This window comes from Agrobacterium tumefaciens, assembly GCA_025559845.1.
Lineage (GTDB): Bacteria > Pseudomonadota > Alphaproteobacteria > Rhizobiales > Rhizobiaceae > Agrobacterium.
The window spans coordinates 1,252,193-1,268,614 of sequence record CP048469.1 but is presented as its reverse complement, the minus strand read 5'-3'; the positions used below and the strand labels follow the sequence as shown (position 1 = coordinate 1,268,614).

General features: G+C 57.2%; 22 protein-coding genes and 2 pseudogenes. 21 read left to right on the top strand and 3 right to left on the bottom strand.

Annotation, left to right across the window (positions count from 1 at the left end; all coding sequences use genetic code 11):
• Positions 1 to 267 precede the first annotated feature (267 nt).
• Together FY156_06245 and FY156_06240 are read right to left on the bottom strand one after the other, a co-directional pair.
• Positions 268 to 693, bottom strand: coding sequence for a hypothetical protein (locus tag FY156_06245; protein UXS01118.1), 426 nt, complete (start codon positions 691 to 693; stop codon positions 268 to 270).
• A 264-nt stretch (positions 694 to 957) separates the two neighbouring features.
• Positions 958 to 1,239, bottom strand: a pseudogene (locus tag FY156_06240) (transcriptional regulator).
• Between the two features lie 293 nt (positions 1,240 to 1,532).
• On the opposite strand from FY156_06240, the gene FY156_06235 reads away from it, so the two are divergent.
• From FY156_06235 to FY156_06135, 21 genes and pseudogenes are all read left to right on the top strand, one after another.
• Positions 1,533 to 2,228 (top strand): hypothetical protein, encoded by a 696-nt coding sequence (locus tag FY156_06235; GenBank protein ID UXS01117.1) that lies wholly within the window; start codon positions 1,533 to 1,535, stop codon positions 2,226 to 2,228.
• A complete protein-coding gene (locus FY156_06230) occupies positions 2,229 to 2,522 on the top strand; it encodes a hypothetical protein (protein UXS01116.1) in 294 nt (97 codons plus the stop codon).
• Positions 2,500 to 2,916 (top strand): hypothetical protein, encoded by a 417-nt coding sequence (locus FY156_06225; protein UXS01115.1) that lies wholly within the window; start codon positions 2,500 to 2,502, stop codon positions 2,914 to 2,916. Before FY156_06230 ends, FY156_06225 begins: the two co-directional genes overlap by 23 nt.
• A 65-nt stretch (positions 2,917 to 2,981) precedes the next feature.
• A complete protein-coding gene (locus FY156_06220) occupies positions 2,982 to 3,293 on the top strand; it encodes a DUF2312 domain-containing protein (GenBank protein UXS03042.1) in 312 nt (103 codons plus the stop codon).
• Between the two features lie 3 nt (positions 3,294 to 3,296).
• Entirely contained in the window at positions 3,297 to 3,869 is a 573-nt protein-coding gene (locus FY156_06215) for a hypothetical protein (GenBank protein UXS01114.1), read from the top strand.
• On the top strand, positions 3,866 to 4,360 hold the full coding sequence (locus FY156_06210; protein ID UXS01113.1) for a hypothetical protein: 495 nt from the start codon (positions 3,866 to 3,868) through the stop codon (positions 4,358 to 4,360). Before FY156_06215 ends, FY156_06210 begins: the two co-directional genes overlap by 4 nt.
• Positions 4,357 to 4,800, top strand: a complete 444-nt coding sequence (locus FY156_06205; GenBank protein ID UXS01112.1) for a hypothetical protein — start codon at positions 4,357 to 4,359, stop codon at positions 4,798 to 4,800. Before FY156_06210 ends, FY156_06205 begins: the two co-directional genes overlap by 4 nt.
• 56 nt (positions 4,801 to 4,856) lie before the next feature.
• Entirely contained in the window at positions 4,857 to 5,147 is a 291-nt protein-coding gene (locus FY156_06200) for a hypothetical protein (protein UXS03041.1), read from the top strand.
• Complete coding sequence (locus tag FY156_06195) at positions 5,144 to 5,887, top strand: hypothetical protein (protein ID UXS01111.1); 744 nt, start codon at positions 5,144 to 5,146, stop codon at positions 5,885 to 5,887. The genes FY156_06200 and FY156_06195 overlap by 4 nt, the downstream gene beginning before the upstream one ends.
• Positions 5,884 to 6,513 carry a YdaU family protein gene (locus FY156_06190; protein UXS01110.1) on the top strand — a complete coding sequence of 210 codons (630 nt, stop codon included), beginning with the start codon at positions 5,884 to 5,886 and terminating at the stop codon, positions 6,511 to 6,513. Before FY156_06195 ends, FY156_06190 begins: the two co-directional genes overlap by 4 nt.
• Positions 6,507 to 7,307: a hypothetical protein gene (locus tag FY156_06185; GenBank protein UXS01109.1), complete on the top strand. Its 801-nt coding sequence runs from the start codon at positions 6,507 to 6,509 to the stop codon at positions 7,305 to 7,307. The genes FY156_06190 and FY156_06185 overlap by 7 nt, the downstream gene beginning before the upstream one ends.
• A pseudogene (locus tag FY156_06180) lies at positions 7,307 to 8,788 on the top strand (hypothetical protein). Before FY156_06185 ends, FY156_06180 begins: the two are co-directional and overlap by 1 nt.
• Positions 8,789 to 8,879: 91 nt before the next feature.
• Positions 8,880 to 9,305: a hypothetical protein gene (locus FY156_06175; GenBank protein ID UXS01108.1), complete on the top strand. Its 426-nt coding sequence runs from the start codon at positions 8,880 to 8,882 to the stop codon at positions 9,303 to 9,305.
• A gap of 1 nt (position 9,306) precedes the next feature.
• The gene (locus FY156_06170) at positions 9,307 to 11,544 is read left to right on the top strand and encodes a hypothetical protein (protein ID UXS01107.1); all 2,238 of its coding nucleotides are present in this window, start codon (positions 9,307 to 9,309) and stop codon (positions 11,542 to 11,544) included.
• Between the two features lie 12 nt (positions 11,545 to 11,556).
• Complete coding sequence (locus FY156_06165) at positions 11,557 to 12,537, top strand: hypothetical protein (protein ID UXS01106.1); 981 nt, start codon at positions 11,557 to 11,559, stop codon at positions 12,535 to 12,537.
• A gap of 8 nt (positions 12,538 to 12,545) precedes the next feature.
• Positions 12,546 to 12,734 (top strand): hypothetical protein, encoded by a 189-nt coding sequence (locus tag FY156_06160; protein ID UXS01105.1) that lies wholly within the window; start codon positions 12,546 to 12,548, stop codon positions 12,732 to 12,734.
• A gap of 14 nt (positions 12,735 to 12,748) precedes the next feature.
• Positions 12,749 to 13,027, top strand: a complete 279-nt coding sequence (locus tag FY156_06155) for a hypothetical protein (GenBank protein ID UXS01104.1) — start codon at positions 12,749 to 12,751, stop codon at positions 13,025 to 13,027.
• Positions 13,028 to 13,437: 410 nt separating this feature from the next.
• On the top strand, positions 13,438 to 13,752 hold the full coding sequence (locus FY156_06150; GenBank protein UXS01103.1) for a hypothetical protein: 315 nt from the start codon (positions 13,438 to 13,440) through the stop codon (positions 13,750 to 13,752).
• Positions 13,752 to 14,687, top strand: a complete 936-nt coding sequence (locus tag FY156_06145) for a fibronectin type III domain-containing protein (protein ID UXS01102.1) — start codon at positions 13,752 to 13,754, stop codon at positions 14,685 to 14,687. Before FY156_06150 ends, FY156_06145 begins: the two co-directional genes overlap by 1 nt.
• A complete protein-coding gene (locus FY156_06140) occupies positions 14,684 to 14,893 on the top strand; it encodes a hypothetical protein (GenBank protein UXS01101.1) in 210 nt (69 codons plus the stop codon). The genes FY156_06145 and FY156_06140 overlap by 4 nt, the downstream gene beginning before the upstream one ends.
• Before the next feature lie 79 nt (positions 14,894 to 14,972).
• Positions 14,973 to 16,082 (top strand): acyltransferase, encoded by a 1,110-nt coding sequence (locus FY156_06135; protein UXS01100.1) that lies wholly within the window; start codon positions 14,973 to 14,975, stop codon positions 16,080 to 16,082.
• 15 nt (positions 16,083 to 16,097) lie between these two features.
• Here FY156_06135 and FY156_06130 read toward each other — a convergent pair whose 3' ends face one another.
• Complete coding sequence (locus tag FY156_06130) at positions 16,098 to 16,388, bottom strand: hypothetical protein (GenBank protein UXS01099.1); 291 nt, start codon at positions 16,386 to 16,388, stop codon at positions 16,098 to 16,100.
• Positions 16,389 to 16,422: the final 34 nt, after the last annotated feature.

Genomic DNA, 16,422 nt, shown 5'->3' with positions numbered 1-16,422 from the left:
CAGAGTTGAGTGGCACGTCGAGACCGACGCGGTGCAACGGCTCATGCCGTCATCGACATTGAAAATCAGGGCAAGCGATATCGCTCCCGCCAAAGCAAGCAGGGTCCGCATTCGTCTCTCTCCATCGGTAAAATCCGGTTGCGGCGAAGCAACCGTCGATGGAAAGACAATTGCACGCTATAGCGTGCTAGTCAACAGAAAATACACGCCTTAGCGTGCATCATTTTTGGGCGGAGTAAACCCCACCCGAATCGTGCGTTTGGACGCTCACGATTTCTTTTGCTTAAGGACTTCGGCAACGCTGAAAGCGCCTTTAGCACCCGCCTCATTTGAGTGAAACATCACTACTGTAACGCCGATTTGCGCGGTTGGAGCGTGCATCGGAGTGTAGGTCGTCGAGCCCGAATAAAAACCGCTGTTGTACGAGCCGTATGACTGAGACTGCATCCCCACCATCTGCGAGCCCCGGGCCGTTGTCGCATCAGTTAAGCGAAAATGGGTATATCCGCGACTTTTGGTGGCTTCCGCAGCTTTTACCAGAGTGGTTTGCCCTGCCGTAGAAGTGAAGAGTAATCCGCTTGCCTGCGTGTCAAGCCGCACCATATTCGGTGCCAGCGGCATCTCGCTTGTGGTGGCGCAAGCGCAGGCGGTAGCAGCTACAAAAATCATAGCAAAACAATTAAGTGGCTTCATAGTATTCCCCCATAACTAAAAGATATTACACAACCAAACTATGCCCTTATGCTACTTTAGGGCGCTGTGAATAATTAACTAATCATTTAGATTTGATGCAATCACGCTTGCCTTAGTTCTTATTTTGTTCCACTTTTCCGGCCTGGGAAAGGGTCGTAAAATTGAAAGATTTTCTTGCGCTGCTGGATATTTGGGTAAAGCTCACTCCTGAGAGCCGCCGGGAGGCGTTGGAGTACCTTGCCGCTCTAAAAGAGTCTGAAAAAAAGCCAGAGCTGCGCGCTTCTGAGCAGGATCGAGGCCAGCGGAAAGCCTTATAAATTCCAGATCCTCGTCCACCAACTTTTGGCCGGTCAGAATTTCGAAGGCTTTAGCCTCCCCAAGAACATCTAAAAGCGCCATCAGCTTGTCGACTGTTGGACGCTTGCCCCCGCTGATCATCTGCTGGACGTAATTCGGGCCACACTTAGCCTCAAGGCTTATCGCTCGCTCTGAGCGCCCATCCCCTTTGATCGCCTCAACTAAACGGTCGTACCAGCCCTTTTCCATATCTCCGTTCTTAGCACGCCAGTAAAAAATGTGTTGCACGTTATGGCGTGCATTGACTTGCACGCTATCGCGTGTATCTAGTTTCGTATGCAAACCGAACTCCTCAAAGAAATTGAACGTTGCTTGCCGAAATCTGGTGTTGGACCTCACCGGTTTGGCATCCTCGCTGCTGGCAACGGCAGGCTCGTGGAGCGCCTGCGAAATGGCGGACGTGTTTGGCCAGATACAGAAGACAAGGTTCGCGATTTTATCCGCAAGCTCGACGAAGAGCCGCCCGAGGGAGCCGATGCCGCATGACGTCGCTCAAGCCGGTTGAAACCATTCATTTCAGCAAACATCAGGGGGCACATTTGAACATTCTCCAATTTCCTACCCCAGCAGCATCTCACGTCCCCGAGAGCTGCAACACCGAAGCGGCAGGTATTGCGTCCGCTTCGGTGCCCCATTCCCAGCATTCCGCTCCCCTGCGGTTTGCGTGGCTGGCCATGATCGCGTCTACTGTCCGCAAAACCCTTCGCCTGATTGCCCAGCCATCGCATCCCTCTGCTTCTTCCGTTCGCACCGGTCGAAGCCCTTTCGGTTTCTCCGAAGAGGATCACCAACGTTTTGACAATGCCACGTCACGACGTACCGTTTCCGCAGGGAAGATCCCGCAAAGTTGCGGGACTGGCTCATCACCTCTGTTTGACGTGACGGGCCTGATTGACTGGCTGCGCAAGAAATACCCGCGATCCACGACGTTCCACGTCGAAGCCAAAACGGGAATTCCAGCCGCCAGCGTAGAGAACTGGCTGCACCGGCGCTCTCAGCCGTCGGTGCAGCATTTCTCAATCCTTATCGCCGTGTTCGGTCCCAGCCTTCTCGCTGCTTCCTTTCCGAAGCCGCCGATGTGGGTGTCGGAAGCCGTCCAGGCGCAGCGCCGGCGCGAGATCGACGCTCAGATCGAAATGCTGCAGCGAGAACGCGACAATTTCAGCGAGGTGGCGTGAGTGAACGGACTTCGCCGCACCTCAGTGGAAAACGCCGCTCACGCAGCAGAAGAAGCCCACATTCAGCAGCAGATGCAGGAAGCCCGCCAAAATAAGCTGGTCCTGCGGATGATCCTGCAGCACCTCGACAAGATGGCGCGTAGCAAAATCTGGTGGTTGGGCCGTTTCGGCTCAGGGAAGGGCGCTCGTCCTGCTCATGAGATCGAGACGCAGCGCGGCCATCTCGAAGCTTTGGTGCAGGCCCGCGACCTCCTGAAAAGCGGGAGCGGCAATGCAACCGAACGCGGCGGATGATCCTGAACGGGTGAGTTATCACGCCGTAGCGCGTTACGTGCAGCGCATCCTGCACATCGATACCATGGAAGAATTTGAGAGTGAAAAGGCGAGGGCGCATGCGCTCTGCGCCGCTGCAGGCATGTCGATCGTCGATATCCGCGCCTTGATCTGGACGAAGGGGCTCCAAACAGCCGCGAAGTTCGGTGTGACGTCTTTCGACAATCGCGTGTTTGCGGCCCGAATTGCCCAGCCTGCCGGGGTCGTTGTGACGATCTGGAACCCCCGGCATCGCGACACGGCGAAACTCAAAATGCTGTCCGACAACGAACTGAAACTCAAAGCCTGCCGGCTCAATCGGCGGGCCAAAGCGCGGCGCGTGACGCTGCAGAGCCTAGAAGGGACTGACGGGTGACGATTTCTGGTGAACTTGCACAGGGTAACATGAAGGGCGCGGCGCGAGCTGTGACCAATGCGGCGATCGGCAGGGCACATAACCCTCCGCAGACCGGACAGAAAGAAGCTTTCAGCCGAGAAGAGACCGGAGAAAGCGCCGTTGAGGGCGTTGCCGCGGCCGAGCTGCGCCAGTTCATCGAACGCGTCGAGCGTCTCGAGGAAGAGAAGGCAGCGATCCAGGCTGACATCAAGGACGTGATGGGCGAGGCAAAGGGGCGCGGTTACGACACCAAGGCGATCCGCACCCTAATCCGTCTTCGCAAGAAAGACGCCAACGAGCGTATCGAGGAGGAGACCATCCTCCAGACGTACATGGCCGCTCTTGGAATGGAGTGAGCCATGACGAAACATTGGAAAGGCTTGAGCGCCGACGAGCGCACCGCAGCTATCATCAAAATCCACCCCACCACGACCGGTACCGGCGCTGCGATCGCTGCCGCGCTGTCGGGGAAGTTCCGGGTCACGATTTCACGCAACGCCGTCATCTCGCACTATAACCGTCACGCTGCAAAGCTCGTCGACGTGCCGCTCACTGGCAAAGCGCCGGCTATCTCAGAGAAGGTCGAGAAGGCCCGCGAGGTTGCCAAGGCGAGGGTGAAAAAGCCATCCGGCGTGCTGCTGAGAACCGGGGGGCATTTCGCCCAGCCGCACAAGATTGCTCCGGCCCCGGTAAAACCAGTCGTCGTCCAGCCCGCTGCGCCACTCGTTGTGCCCGAGCCATTGAACCTCAAACTATTCGAGCTGGGGAGTAATCAGTGCAAGTGGCCGGTTTCGGGAGAGCGCGAACACACGCTGTTCTGCGGCGCGGTAACGCGTGATCAGAAATCCTACTGCGATTGCCATCACAAGATGTCTGTCGGCCTTGGTTCTCAGGCGGAGCGGAATGCTGTGCCTCGGAGGATCGCGGCATGAACCTACGCACCCTCAAGAAGTTATCGAAGCGGGCGGCGGCGCTCCTGCCGCTGCTGGGAGATAAGCGCCAACAGTTTCCATCCGAACGAGGCGACAACTACCACGGCAACCTGATAACCGCTCGAAAACATTGGGATCGGCGGCGTTGCCACCCAAAGTGTGAACCCCGAAGCGATTACCTTACCAAGCGTGGCGCGGAAATCCTTCATTGGACGAAGGCTGGTGCGCCCGTCCTTATCAAGCCCCCAATCCACCCCCGCAAGGGTACCGTGATGGTTGGCGCCGTATCTGGATACTACGAACCAGAATGGGACGAGGAAAGTGCGTGGTCTGCACTGGATAATCTCGTGCGGGATCACTTCACTGACTGGGAAAGGATACAGCAGGAGAACGTCGCCCTGGGCAGTGCGCTTACTCGCGACCTCTCCACTCCGTCCAAAATCCTCTCAGCCGCCCGCGACATGATCGCGGAGTTAGGTAGGGCGGCATGATTATTTGGAAAGATGAAGGCAATCGCCTGTTGGCCCGGTGCGGCGACACGGCTGTTGGCGCGGTATTCCGTCCGTTGTCGGCGAAGTATTTCCGGTACCGTGTCTGGGTAGGCCCGACAAAGAACGCCGCCAATGGCAGCGAGTCGACGGTCGAAAAGGCCCAGAAAGTCGTAGAGCATCGCTTCGATGAGTTCCTTGCGGCGACGAGGCTGCAGCCCGTTCCTGTTCCACCCGATGACATGCCGCTCATCGAGATCCTAGCGAAGGCATCATCTGCAGAGCGCCGCGACTGGCTGTTGAAGTGCCCCTTGGCATTGCTTCTGCGCGTCCAGCATCAGGCGAAAGAGGTTTTCACCGCCCATGGTGAGGAATGGGGCGTCGATTACATCGCTGCGCACGTTGCCCACCTCCACATGACGCGGGGAGCTGGTGCCACGTGACACGCCTCCCAGCCTCAACCTACCGCAAAAACACGAAAGCGAAGAAGCGCACCACGATGGCGCGCCGAAACGCCAAGCGCGACGCTGCCGAGCCCGAAATCGTGAAGACGCTCGAGGCGTTCGGCATGAGCGTCTTCCTCCTGCACGAGCCGACCGACGCGATTGTCGGGTATCGGGGCGTTACCCATGTCGTCGAGTTCAAATCCGGTCACAAAGGTTACGGCGCAGCGCTCAACGACAACCAACAAGCTTTCGCCGATGCTTGGCGCGGTTCGTCTGTCGTCACGCTCCATAGCGTTGCTGAGGCTGTTTCGTGGGCCCAACAGGTCAGCAGGGGGCAGAGATGACGCGCTCCCTCGACGAACAGGAAATCCGCGATGTCGTCGTCGCCCGCCTTCGCGAGCTGCTGCCAGACGCCCGTATCGTTCACGAACTTAACGTTGCGGGGCAGGGGTCGAACCGTATCGACGTTGCCGCTGTGACCAAAGAGCACATCGTTGGTGTTGAGATCAAATCCCGGAAGGACGTTCTCAAGCGCCTCGACGAGCAGTGGAAGGCGTTCAACGACGTGTGCCACTTCGTCGCCGTCGCGGCCCACGAGAAGCATTTCGCAGATTTCCGAGAACCATATTGGGATAGTGACCACACGCCCGAGCGGCATCTGAACCATCCCTTGTTTTTCGGCAAGCGATTCAGCCGTCGCAAGAACATTTGGCGCTACCCCAAACCCGAGATGAGCGATTGGAATTATGGTCGCCACGGCGACGCGTGGGACTTTGATCGTCGCAAAGACCTATCTCGAATCCCCCGGGCAACATCGATGCTCGACATGCTGTGGGCGGAAGAGCTGAGAGCTGAATGCAACAGGCACCGCGTCGCCTGCTCATCCCGTTCAACCCGTCCTGACATGATCCGCGACCTAGCCTGGCATCTCACCGGCAAGGAAGTCACCCACGCCGTATGCCGTCAGCTTCGCCAGCGAGCGTTCGCCGAGGCCGACGTGCCGTTCTATGCCGACCAGCCTCCCGCCTCGCCACAGCCGCCGCAGGAGGCGCTTTCTCTGCCATTCGAAGGGACGCCAGCATGAGCCGCCGTACCATGCCCTATCACCGCCGGTACCAAGGCGACGCCCTGCAGGGCTACCGCAAGCTCACGCTCGAGCAGCGTGGCGCGTACACGACGATCCTTGACCTGATTTACGACGAGGGCGGACCGATCGAGCGCAACGAACGGTGGCTTGCCGGTGAGCTGAATTGCTCCCTCAGAAAGGTGAAAGCACTCCTCGAGGAGCTGATCGAACTGCGCAAAATCTACATCACGAGGGACAAGAAAATCAGCAATCACCGTGCCGAAGTTGAAATAGGAAACGCGCTGAATATCTCGCGAAAACGAGCTGAAAACGGATCGAAACGAAAAGATAATTCTAACGAAAAACTGGAAAAGAGAAATAAAATCAATGATCCGGTTCAGCAATTGCTCGACAATTGCGTTGTAATACCAGTACCAGTACCAGATATAAATAATAATAACGCTTCGGTATCTGTGGAAACGCAGTCGCCGGAGGAGGTGGTTGAACGGTTTGTTTCAGCCGATCCACCAGCGGTTATTCCTGTCCCCAATCGTCTCATCGAAAGCCTCGACCGTAGAACCGGATCGGGGGCAGCAGCCGCGCTTGCCGCTCGTCGATCGAGGCAGGGAGGTGGCAGGTGGTAAGCCGTACTCCTCGCAAGGCTGTGAAGGGTGGCGTTGCCGCTCCCAAGGCCAAGAAACCGCGCAAGAAGGCGACACAGCAGACCGTTGCCGCTGAGCCTCGCAACGGTGCCATCTGGGATGATCGTTTCGTCGGTATCGCCACGAAGCTGGTAGACCGTGGCGCCACCGATGAGGACATCGCCGAAGCCTTGGGCTGCGACATGGAGGAATTGGCCTGGTGGCGTGAGGAGCATCCCGCGTTCGACAAGGCGTTTCATCGCGACCCTCGCGGCGCAGGCCGTCCGACGATCTGGGATGACAAGTTCGTCGAGGTTGCCAAAGCCATGGCGAAGCTCGGCGCGATCGACATGGACATCGCCAACGCGCTCGGCTGCAACATTCGGACCTTGCACCGCTGGAAGATTGAGCACCCGGAGTTTGCCGATGCGCTCGAGGTGGGCAAAGAGCTGGCAGACACCATCGTCGAGCAGAGCCTGTTCCGTCGCGCCACCGGCTACACCTACGACAGCGAGAAGATCGTCACCGCTGGCGGCGTGGTCCAGCGTGTCGAGACGATGGAGCATGTGCCACCAGACACCACAGCCGCAATCTTCTGGCTCAAGAACCGGAAGGGCGTGGACTGGCGCGACACCAAGAACCTGAAACACGACGTCGACGAGAAAAGCCCGCTCGGGAGCTTCCTGTCCAAGCTCGGCCCCAGCACGTTCACCCCCATTGAGGATGCGCCGGACGACGATGCGCCGAACTCCATCAGACCCTCCGACGACGAGGACGGCGAGGGTGAAGACGCGTAATGTATGAGCATCTCCGCGGCATGACTGAGGAAGAGTTCCTTGAAAAGCTCAAGGACCCTCAGTGGCGCATCCGAAACCTGTATTACATTCTCGATAAAGACGGCAACACGGTCCTTTTCCGCCCGAATGAGGCGCAGGAGAAGTTTCTCAAGCGGATCTGGTACCGCAACATCGTTCCGAAGGCCCGCCAGCGTGGGTTCTCCACCGTCATCCAGATATTGATCCTGGACGCGTGTCTGTTCAACGAGAACCAGCGCGGCGCAATCATTGCGCAGGATCAGTTCACCGCCAGCAAGATCATGCGCAACAAGATCGAGTTTGCGTATCAACGTTTGCCGGAATTCCTGCGGAAAGACATCGGCATCAAGGTCGACAACACCGAAGAGAAGATATTCACCAACGGTTCGTCGATTCAGGTTTCGACCTCAGCTCGAGGCGACACTCTCAACTGGCTCCACGTCTCCGAGTTCGGGATTATCTGCTTCGAATCGCCGCTGAAGGCGGCAAAAATCGTTTCAGGCGCTCTCGCTGCGGCTCAACAGGGGATCACCTTCATTGAGAGTACGGCCAAAGGGCGCGACGGCCATTACTACAAGATGGTCATGGAAGCGAAGGCCAACAAAGAGGCCAAGAAGAAGCTGACACGCCTGCAGTACCGGCTGCATTTCGCGTCGTGGTGGGACGCTGACGAGTATGAGATCGACCCTGAGGGCGTCGTCGTCACTCCGAAAGACACCAAGTATTTCGACGAGCTGGAGCGCGAGATTGGCCGTCCCATCTCGGATCGAAAGCGCGCCTGGTACGTAGAGATCCGCAAGAACGACTATTCCGACGACGACGAAATGATGTGGCAGGAATACCCGTCCACCGTCGACGAGGCGTTCAAGGTTTCCACCGAAGGCGTCATCCTCGCCAAGCAGATGACGATTGCCCGGAGCCAAGGCCGCATCACCCGCGTGCCGTGGCGTCCCGAAATCCCGGTCAACACGTTCTGGGACCTTGGCGTCAATGACGAGATCGCGATTTGGTTTCACCAAGCTGTCGGCCTCATGGACCATTTCATCAACTACTTCGAGTGCAGCGGCGAGGCGTACAGTTACGTCGTCGGCGAGATGAACAAGCACGGCTACATCTGGGGCCACCACTTCCTGCCCCACGACGGCGACCACCGCCGCCCCGGCCGCGTCGTCATCGAGACCCCAAAGGAGATGCTGGAAGGCGTCGGCTTGATGAATGTCCACATCGTTCCGGTAACGCCGGATCTGATGGCGATCGGTATCCCTGCGCTCAAGGATGATTTCGTCAACTACGTCATCGACGAAGAGAATTGCGCCCAAGGCATCCTGCACTGCGACAACTACCGCAAGTCGTGGAACGCCAACATGGGCGTTTGGTCCGACATGCCGAAGAAGAACGGCCACCAGCACGCCGTCGATTCCCTGCGCCAGAAAGCACAGTTCCGCGAAGAGGTTCGCCGACTCTGCGGCTACCACGCCACGTCCTCCTCCTCATCGTCGCGAAGCCGCCGCCGCTCTCGCGATCCTATGACGATCTAACCCCATGAGGCATTTCATGACCCCTGATCTCGACTTGAACAAGCGCGTCTGGACACGAACCAGAGGCGGGATTATAGCTATCGGCACTTGGCTGCGTCAGGGAGATCGTTTCCGGCAGTGTATGGTACTTATTCCAGCGGACAGGGAATATGACGACAGACTGGTGCCCTGCGTTGTCACGATTGACAAGGCATGGATCTGGGATGAGAAAGTCGGCGACCCTGCTCAAGCTGCGTTTACAGCTCACCAATTCGCCGACACGCTCGGTCTAGCGTCCCACGACAAGCGCACCGTTATCCGCCTCGCGATGTTCATTCAGGACCATCTCGGCGACCTTCTGTCTATTCGCCCATACCAGAACCCCGATCAGCAGACCGTGGCCGAGATCACAATGCGCGACACCAACACCGGTCGCACCATCGAAGCTGAACTAAGGGAATAGAATGTTCGATCTCGCCGCGGATGACGGTTCTGTCAGAAAGAAGCGATATGAATCGCCGATCCCCGCCGACACCCCCGCGCTGCAGCGACCTCAGCGCGGGAACACGCTCGACAACAACCGCAATGTTCAGCTCCATCATCGCCTTCTGAACTTTTACACCCGGGAGCTGGACCGCCAGAACCCAAACCGCCGCGATATGGCAGTCGACGCCGATTTCTACGACAACATCCAGTGGACCGAGGAGCAGGCAGCAACGCTGCAGGAGCGCGGCCAGGTGCCGCTCGTGTTCAACGTCACGGCAACCACCGTGGATTGGGTCATTGGTACCGAGAAGCGCGCCCGCACCGATTTCAACGTGCTGCCCCGACGCAAGGAGGACAGCAAGCCTGCGCAGCGCAAGACAGAGCTGCTGAAATACCTCTCCGACGTCAACAAGACACAGTTCCACGTCAGCCGCGCCTTTGAAGATGCCGCCAAAGTCGGTCTCGGCTGGATCGAGGATGGCTATCAGGGCGACGATGAGGGCGAACCGCTCTTCACCCGCTACGAATCGTGGCGGAACATGCTGTGGGACAGCACGGCGACGGAGCTTGATATCAACGACGCCCGTTACGTCGCCCGCACCAAGTGGATCGATCTCGACGTGGCGCAGGCCATTTTCCCCAAGCGCAAAGCGTTGCTCGAGCGCAGCGTCGATGACAGCGACAACTTCGCCATGATTGACGCCTATGGCGATGAACCGATGGACGGCCCGGAGCAGGAAAATCAGGGCAGGGGCGACGGGGTATACATTTCAGATCGTGTAACCGGATATCAGCGTCGGCGCATTCGCATCATTGAGATGTGGTTCAAGATGCCGGTAACGACGGACAAAATATCTGGCGGCACCTTTGCCGGTGAACTGTTCGACGATGCATCCCCGGGACACCTCGACGCGATCAACGAAGGCGACGGCGAAGTCGTCAAGAAGCCGATGATGCGCATGTACGTCGCGTTGTTCACCACGTCCGGCATGCTATGGCTCTCGCCATCGCCGTACCGCCACAACAAGTACCCGTTCACGCCGATCTGGAACAAGCGCCGCGACCGCGACGGCATGCCGTACGGCCTGGTGCGCAACATCCGCGACATTCAGAGCGACATCAACAAGCGCGCCGCCAAAGCCCTACACATCTTGTCGTCGAACAAGATCATTATGGAAAGCGGTGCAGTCGACGATATTGAGGAGTTGCGCGAAGAAGCCGCCAACCCCGACGCGATCATCGTCGTCAACACAGGCAAGAAACTCGAGCTTAACGCCGACCGAGAACTCAGCCAGTGGCATCTCGAGCTGATGTCGCGCAATATTCAGATGGTGCAGCAGGTCGGCGGCGTCACCGACGAAAACCTTGGCCGCAGCACCAACGCCGTTTCCGGCATCGCCATTCAGGCGCGGCAGGAGCAGGGCGCACTCGCCACAGCAAAGCTCTTCGACAATTACCGCTACGCCCAGCAGACGCGGGGCGAGAAGGAGCTGGCGAACATCGAGCAGTTCATGTCCGAGGAAAAGCAGTTCCGCATCACCAACATGCGCGGTAAGCCGGAATACGTCACGGTTAACGACGGTCTGCCCGAGAACAGCATCGTTCGAACCAAGGCGGATTTCGTTATAGACGAGAAGGATTGGCGCGCATCGGTTCGCCAAGCGCAGGTTGAATCCTTGCTCGATCTCATCGCCAAGATCGCACCGGTCAATCCGCAGTTCGCCATCGCCATGATGGATCTCGTCATTGAGGCCATGGACATTCCGCAGCGTGACGAAATCGTGCGCCGTATTCGTCAGATCACAGGCATGAAAGATCCGGACGCCGAAGACACAGGCCCAACGCCGGAAGAGCAGCAGCAACAGCAGATGAACGCGCAGCAGCAGCAGCTCGCCATCGAGACGGCCATGGCCACACTGCGCAAGCTTGTTTCCGAAGCGACGAAGAACGAAGCCCAAGCCGCAGACATTCAGGCAAAGACCGTCTCCTCCAACGTCACCAGCCAGAAAGCGGCGCTCGAGGCTGCAGGTATCGCCGTCATGGCTCCGGGTCTCGCCGACGTTGGCGACGTCATCCTTCACGAATCCGGTTTCCGTTCCCGCACCGAGGGAGAGGAGACCATGCGCGCCGCAGCGGCCCAGCAGGCACAGGCGGCGCAGCAACAGCAGCAAGCCCAACAGCAACAAGACCCAATGGCAATTGGCCTGGGCGTATAAGAGGTAGAGACGATGGCACCCAAGCTGAGTGCAGCCGAGTTGGAAATGTTGACCGAAGAGGAGCTTGAGGGCCTGCTCGACGAAGACACCGTTGACGAAGGTCTGGAAGATGGCGACGACGGTGCGGGCGATGACGGAGACGATACCGCCGCTGCGGCTGCTGATGATGCAGCTGGCAAGAAGGACGACGAGGCGAACGCCGACGCCGGGAACGGTGACGACGATGGCAACGGCGATGATGATGACGCTGGTAAGCCAGACACCACAAAGGCCGACGATGCCGCTGCTGCTGCGGCCGCTGCCGCCGCGGACGACACCGCCGCTCCTGTTGCCGACGAAACGCCCGCTGCCGCTGCAGCCGTCATCCCTGATGATCGTGCTCCGTCTTGGGTGCTTGATCCGAAGGTGCCGGAGCAGATTGAAGCTCTCGAGAAGAAAAAGGACGAGCTGACCGAAAAGGCTGACGACGGTGAGCTTACGTTCAAAGAGTTTCGGACAGAGACGCGCAAGATCGACGCGCAGCTTGAAGAGCTCAAAGAGCAGCGTATGGCGGCGAACATCGGTAAGACGAACGCCGTCAACCACTACAAGGAGGTAACCGTTCCTGAGTTCTTTGCCGAGCACAAGCAGTATGAGAAGGGGTCGATCCTTTACACCATGCTGGATGCCGAGGTGCGCAAGTTGCAGGCGCAATCCCAGAACCCTCTGAACCCAGCAATACTCAAGCAGGCGCACAAGAACCTCACCGATCAGGTGTCCAAGGCTTACGGCGTTAAGCCGCAGGAACAGCAGAAGCCGAATGACAACAAGAAGCCGCCGGCGCGCGACGTTGTGCCGACGTTGGGCTCTGTACCCGCTGCCGACGCCAACGACGCAGATGATGGCGGCGAATTCGGCTGGCTGGATCGCCTCGGCGCGAAGGACCACGAAGCATACGAAATCGAACTCGCGAAGCTCTCTGAGGAGAAGCGCGAACGTTACCTGGCCGAGTAGGAGCGTCGATGCTGAGGCTTGTCGTCAAGATTGGTGACACCGTGAAGATAGAGGGCATGGGCACCATCCATGTCGAAGAGAAATCAGGGCGCCGAGTGCGACTTGGTTTCGATACACCCATGGGTCCGATCAAGATCCACAAGGGCGAAGAGCCTCGGCCGGCGTTGACGCGCCGTCAGACAATTGATCAGTTTTAACGAGGATCAAATACATGGGACTTCCACAATTTGATTACCGGTTCAGGCCGCGGGCGAAAGACCAACCCAAAAAGACAGAGCCGCTTTTGCCGCACCAGCAGCGGGTTGTTGATGAAAAGTCCGCGCTGGACGAAAAGCATGACAAGCTGCGCGACTTCATTGGCCGTGACGACTTTGTGTCTATCGTCGCGGACCAGAAGGAACGCGAGCGCCTTTATCGCCAGTCTTCCATCATGGCAGAATATTCGAAGGTTCTGCGCGAGCGCATCGCCGCATTCGGAGGTGAAGCATGAAAAACAAGTTTTACGCGTCACTGCTCGCATTCGCGGCTTATCTGCGCCGTGTCGCTGGTGTGAAGCAGTGAACAATAGTTCACTGCCTTGGTATCCTCCAAAGTGCAACGAGCACTACAGCAGTAATACACAAGACTGCTAATGTTCCTTCTGCCTGCCCGTGGAAGCCTGGGAATGAGAACATGAAAAAATCGGTTGTATGGTTCATGACGCACCTTTCCATTTAAAAAAAGAAAAAGTGCGAATGCCTGCTGCCGCAGTATGTCAGTGAATTTCACCCGGTCCACTGAAACTTGTTGGTTGCCGCACAAATGGTTCCAACCGTGTACCGGGCTGGATACGCGGCAAAAATCCGGTATATTGCGCATATCAACAGGCGCATGAGTGCCCTTCGCAAAAGGATATCGCGAATGGCTCTCCCGCAAGTGCATGTGATCTGCGGTTATGCAGGTGGCGACGGTAACGCCAAAGACAAGCAGGCGCTCTTCAAAGACCCTCAGTGGTCAGCCGAACCGGCTTCCAACGTTCCCACAACGCAGCGTGCATCCGACATCCAAGGTCTCGTCCCCGTTTTCAGGGTTACGAACACTGTCGATATCTTCGTCGCTCATGGTCCGGACGTGTCGAATGCGGGACAGAGCCCGCGCCATGTGCTGTTGGCGGCGAACGCTCCACACGACCTGTATGTTAAGCCAGGCGACCGCTTTGTGTGGGTAGCTGCGTAATGGGGATGCGGCTCAAGGGGAACATGAAGTCGCTTCGTAGGCTCGTTGCCCTGAGTGAGGCGAAGCAGGGCGAGAACAGCCCCCCCGCTCAAACCGCACCAGCGGCCTTCGGCGCGGGGCAATGGTCTGTGGTCGATGCCGCGGTCGGTGGCAGAGCAACAGTTACGATATCGGCGCTCCCAGCGGATGGTGGGTCAGCTATCACGGCTATTCAATACCAGGTTGGCGCAGGGGCTTGGACTGCCTCAGGCATATCGTCCCCTGGCACCTTCGACATCAACGGCCTGACAAACGGTGCATCGGTCAACGTTAAGGTGCGTGCTGTAAACGCGATAGGCAATGGGGCGGATAGCGATGTGAAGAGCGTTACGCCGAGTGCTGGCACCCTGTTTGCGTTCACCGATACTTTCGCTGACGGAGCAAACAATGCCGATCTCTCGGCACGCAGCTCTTGGATAAAAGGGGCGGGTGGACGATCGGCGCAAACAACCGGAGCTAGCACCGTAAAGCATGTCGCGGGCGCAGCACCCGACACGCCGTACATGGTTGAAACCGGGTCACCCAACCACTCTATCAAAACCACAATTCAGACCATCGCAAATTCCCAGACGTTCTTTCTATGCCTGCGGATGATCGACGGGGACAATTACGCAGGCCTTCGTCGGAACGGGAACCTCTGGCAATTATACGTTGTAACAACGACAGAGGGGTTCATATCTCTAGGAACATCGCCACAAGAAGTAGTCATTGGCGATGAGATCGAAATGAAAGTGGTTGGGGGCGCCGTTTCCTTGACGAGGAACGGTGCAGAGCTCATCGGCTCGAATATCTCTTTGGGAGGCCGGTTGTCGACCGCGACGAAGGCAGGACACACAGTCCGAGCCTCCATCACCCCTCTCTTCGGCACAGTTAGCATAAAGGCGCTTGCAGCATGAACGAATACATCTATCGCATCATCCCGTTTTACGATCCCGATGACACAGACGTACCTGGTTGGAAAACCTTCATGATCGAGAAGCATGGCGGGACTGTATCTCTCGATACGACTGACAAGGTGGCAGGCTTCGTCATTAAAGTTTGGCTAACCCCGGCACAGCATGAAGTGATGATTGCTCATCCCTCGGTAACTTACGTATCGTAGAAATAAATCCCTCGAGCTGCATGGCAATATTTATTGCGTTGCGGTAACTCTTCCTTAAGGGGCTAGGAAGGGATGCGAAATGCGTAATCGGGAAATATATCTCGGGATCGATGTACTTCGGTTCATAGCCGCTATTATGGTTATGGCGTATCATCTCGGATACAAAGCTTGGTCTCTCGATACATACTATCTCCACGAAGAATTACGGGCCCCGGATATCTTGTGGTCGTGGTCGGAAGAGACATGGTTCGGGTGGGTCGGAGTTCAAATATTCTTCGTCATCTCCGGATTTGTCATAGCGTTTTCTAGTGAGAATTCTGCGCCCTCTAAGTTCATTGTCGGACGTATAGCCAGACTGGCGCCAGTAATGTGGATAAGCGCGACAATCTGCTTAGCCATCACGCTCTACTGGCAGGCATTTCCTGTCTCTTCGGCGCTTTATCTATACGCGAAGAGCATCACATTTTTCCCATTCGGGCCGTGGATTGCTGGTCAAATTTGGACACTGCCCATTGAGATAATGTTTTACGGTTTAATGTTGGCGCTACTGATTTTCCGTAGCTTTGATCGCATCGCGTGGGTATGCCTCGCTGTCGCATTTGCTTCGGCGTTTTATTGGCTGGCGGTGACAAGCGGATTTTATGAAGATACCACCGGGCGTCTCACTCAGTTATTCCTTTTGCAGCATGGCTGCTACTTTGCCCTAGGGGTCGCGTTCTGGCTGCTCAAAACAAAAGGCGCGAGCGCGTTGAATGTTGCTGTTATGGTGGTGTCGCTCTTGCCGACGTGGGTACAAATCAAGACATCACTCGTGTGGGAAAAGCCAGGGTTTGGTTTCGACCTCTGGCCAATGGTCCCTTATCTTGTTTGGGCTTTTGCGATGTTTGCTATGGCCGGGTCGATCTACTGGAACAGTTACATCTCTCGCGTTTTAACGCCTGTTAGAGGACTCGTCATGGCTCTCGGGCGGATCACATACCCACTGTATTTGGTCCATTTTCATGTTGGCGGAGCGATTATGCTGTGGCTCTACCCGACAGGGGTGTCTCCAGAGGCATCAATTGCGCTGGCATTTGCTGGTTCAATCGCCGTAGCCTTCGTCATCGCACAATGGATTGAAAAGCCGATAGCAGTTCGCTTGTCTTCCGCTATTCAATCTGTATTCCAGCGTAGAGTTGTCATCGCTTAACGCGGACGTCGATGCTCATCTACTGTTCGCCTCGTTCGCTCGCTCCCAATACTCTTCACACTTCTGCATCGCCAGACGAGCGGTTTCGACGTAGCCGGTATTCGGCGTTGGCGGAGCGCCTTTGAAGCCAGACGGAAAATAGCCAGCCCATTGCCATTTGCCTTTTGTCGGACCGTGCATGTCTTTGCGTACACGGCCGACAACCTCGACGCCGTCGTAACCCGTCCAGTCGAAATCCGTGGGCGGGTCTTGAGCGTCGATCTGGGTGCGCTTCCAGCGGTATTTGGGTTGGTAAGGTTCGGTCATCGAGGGACAGTGCGAGTGGGTGAGGGCGGAATTT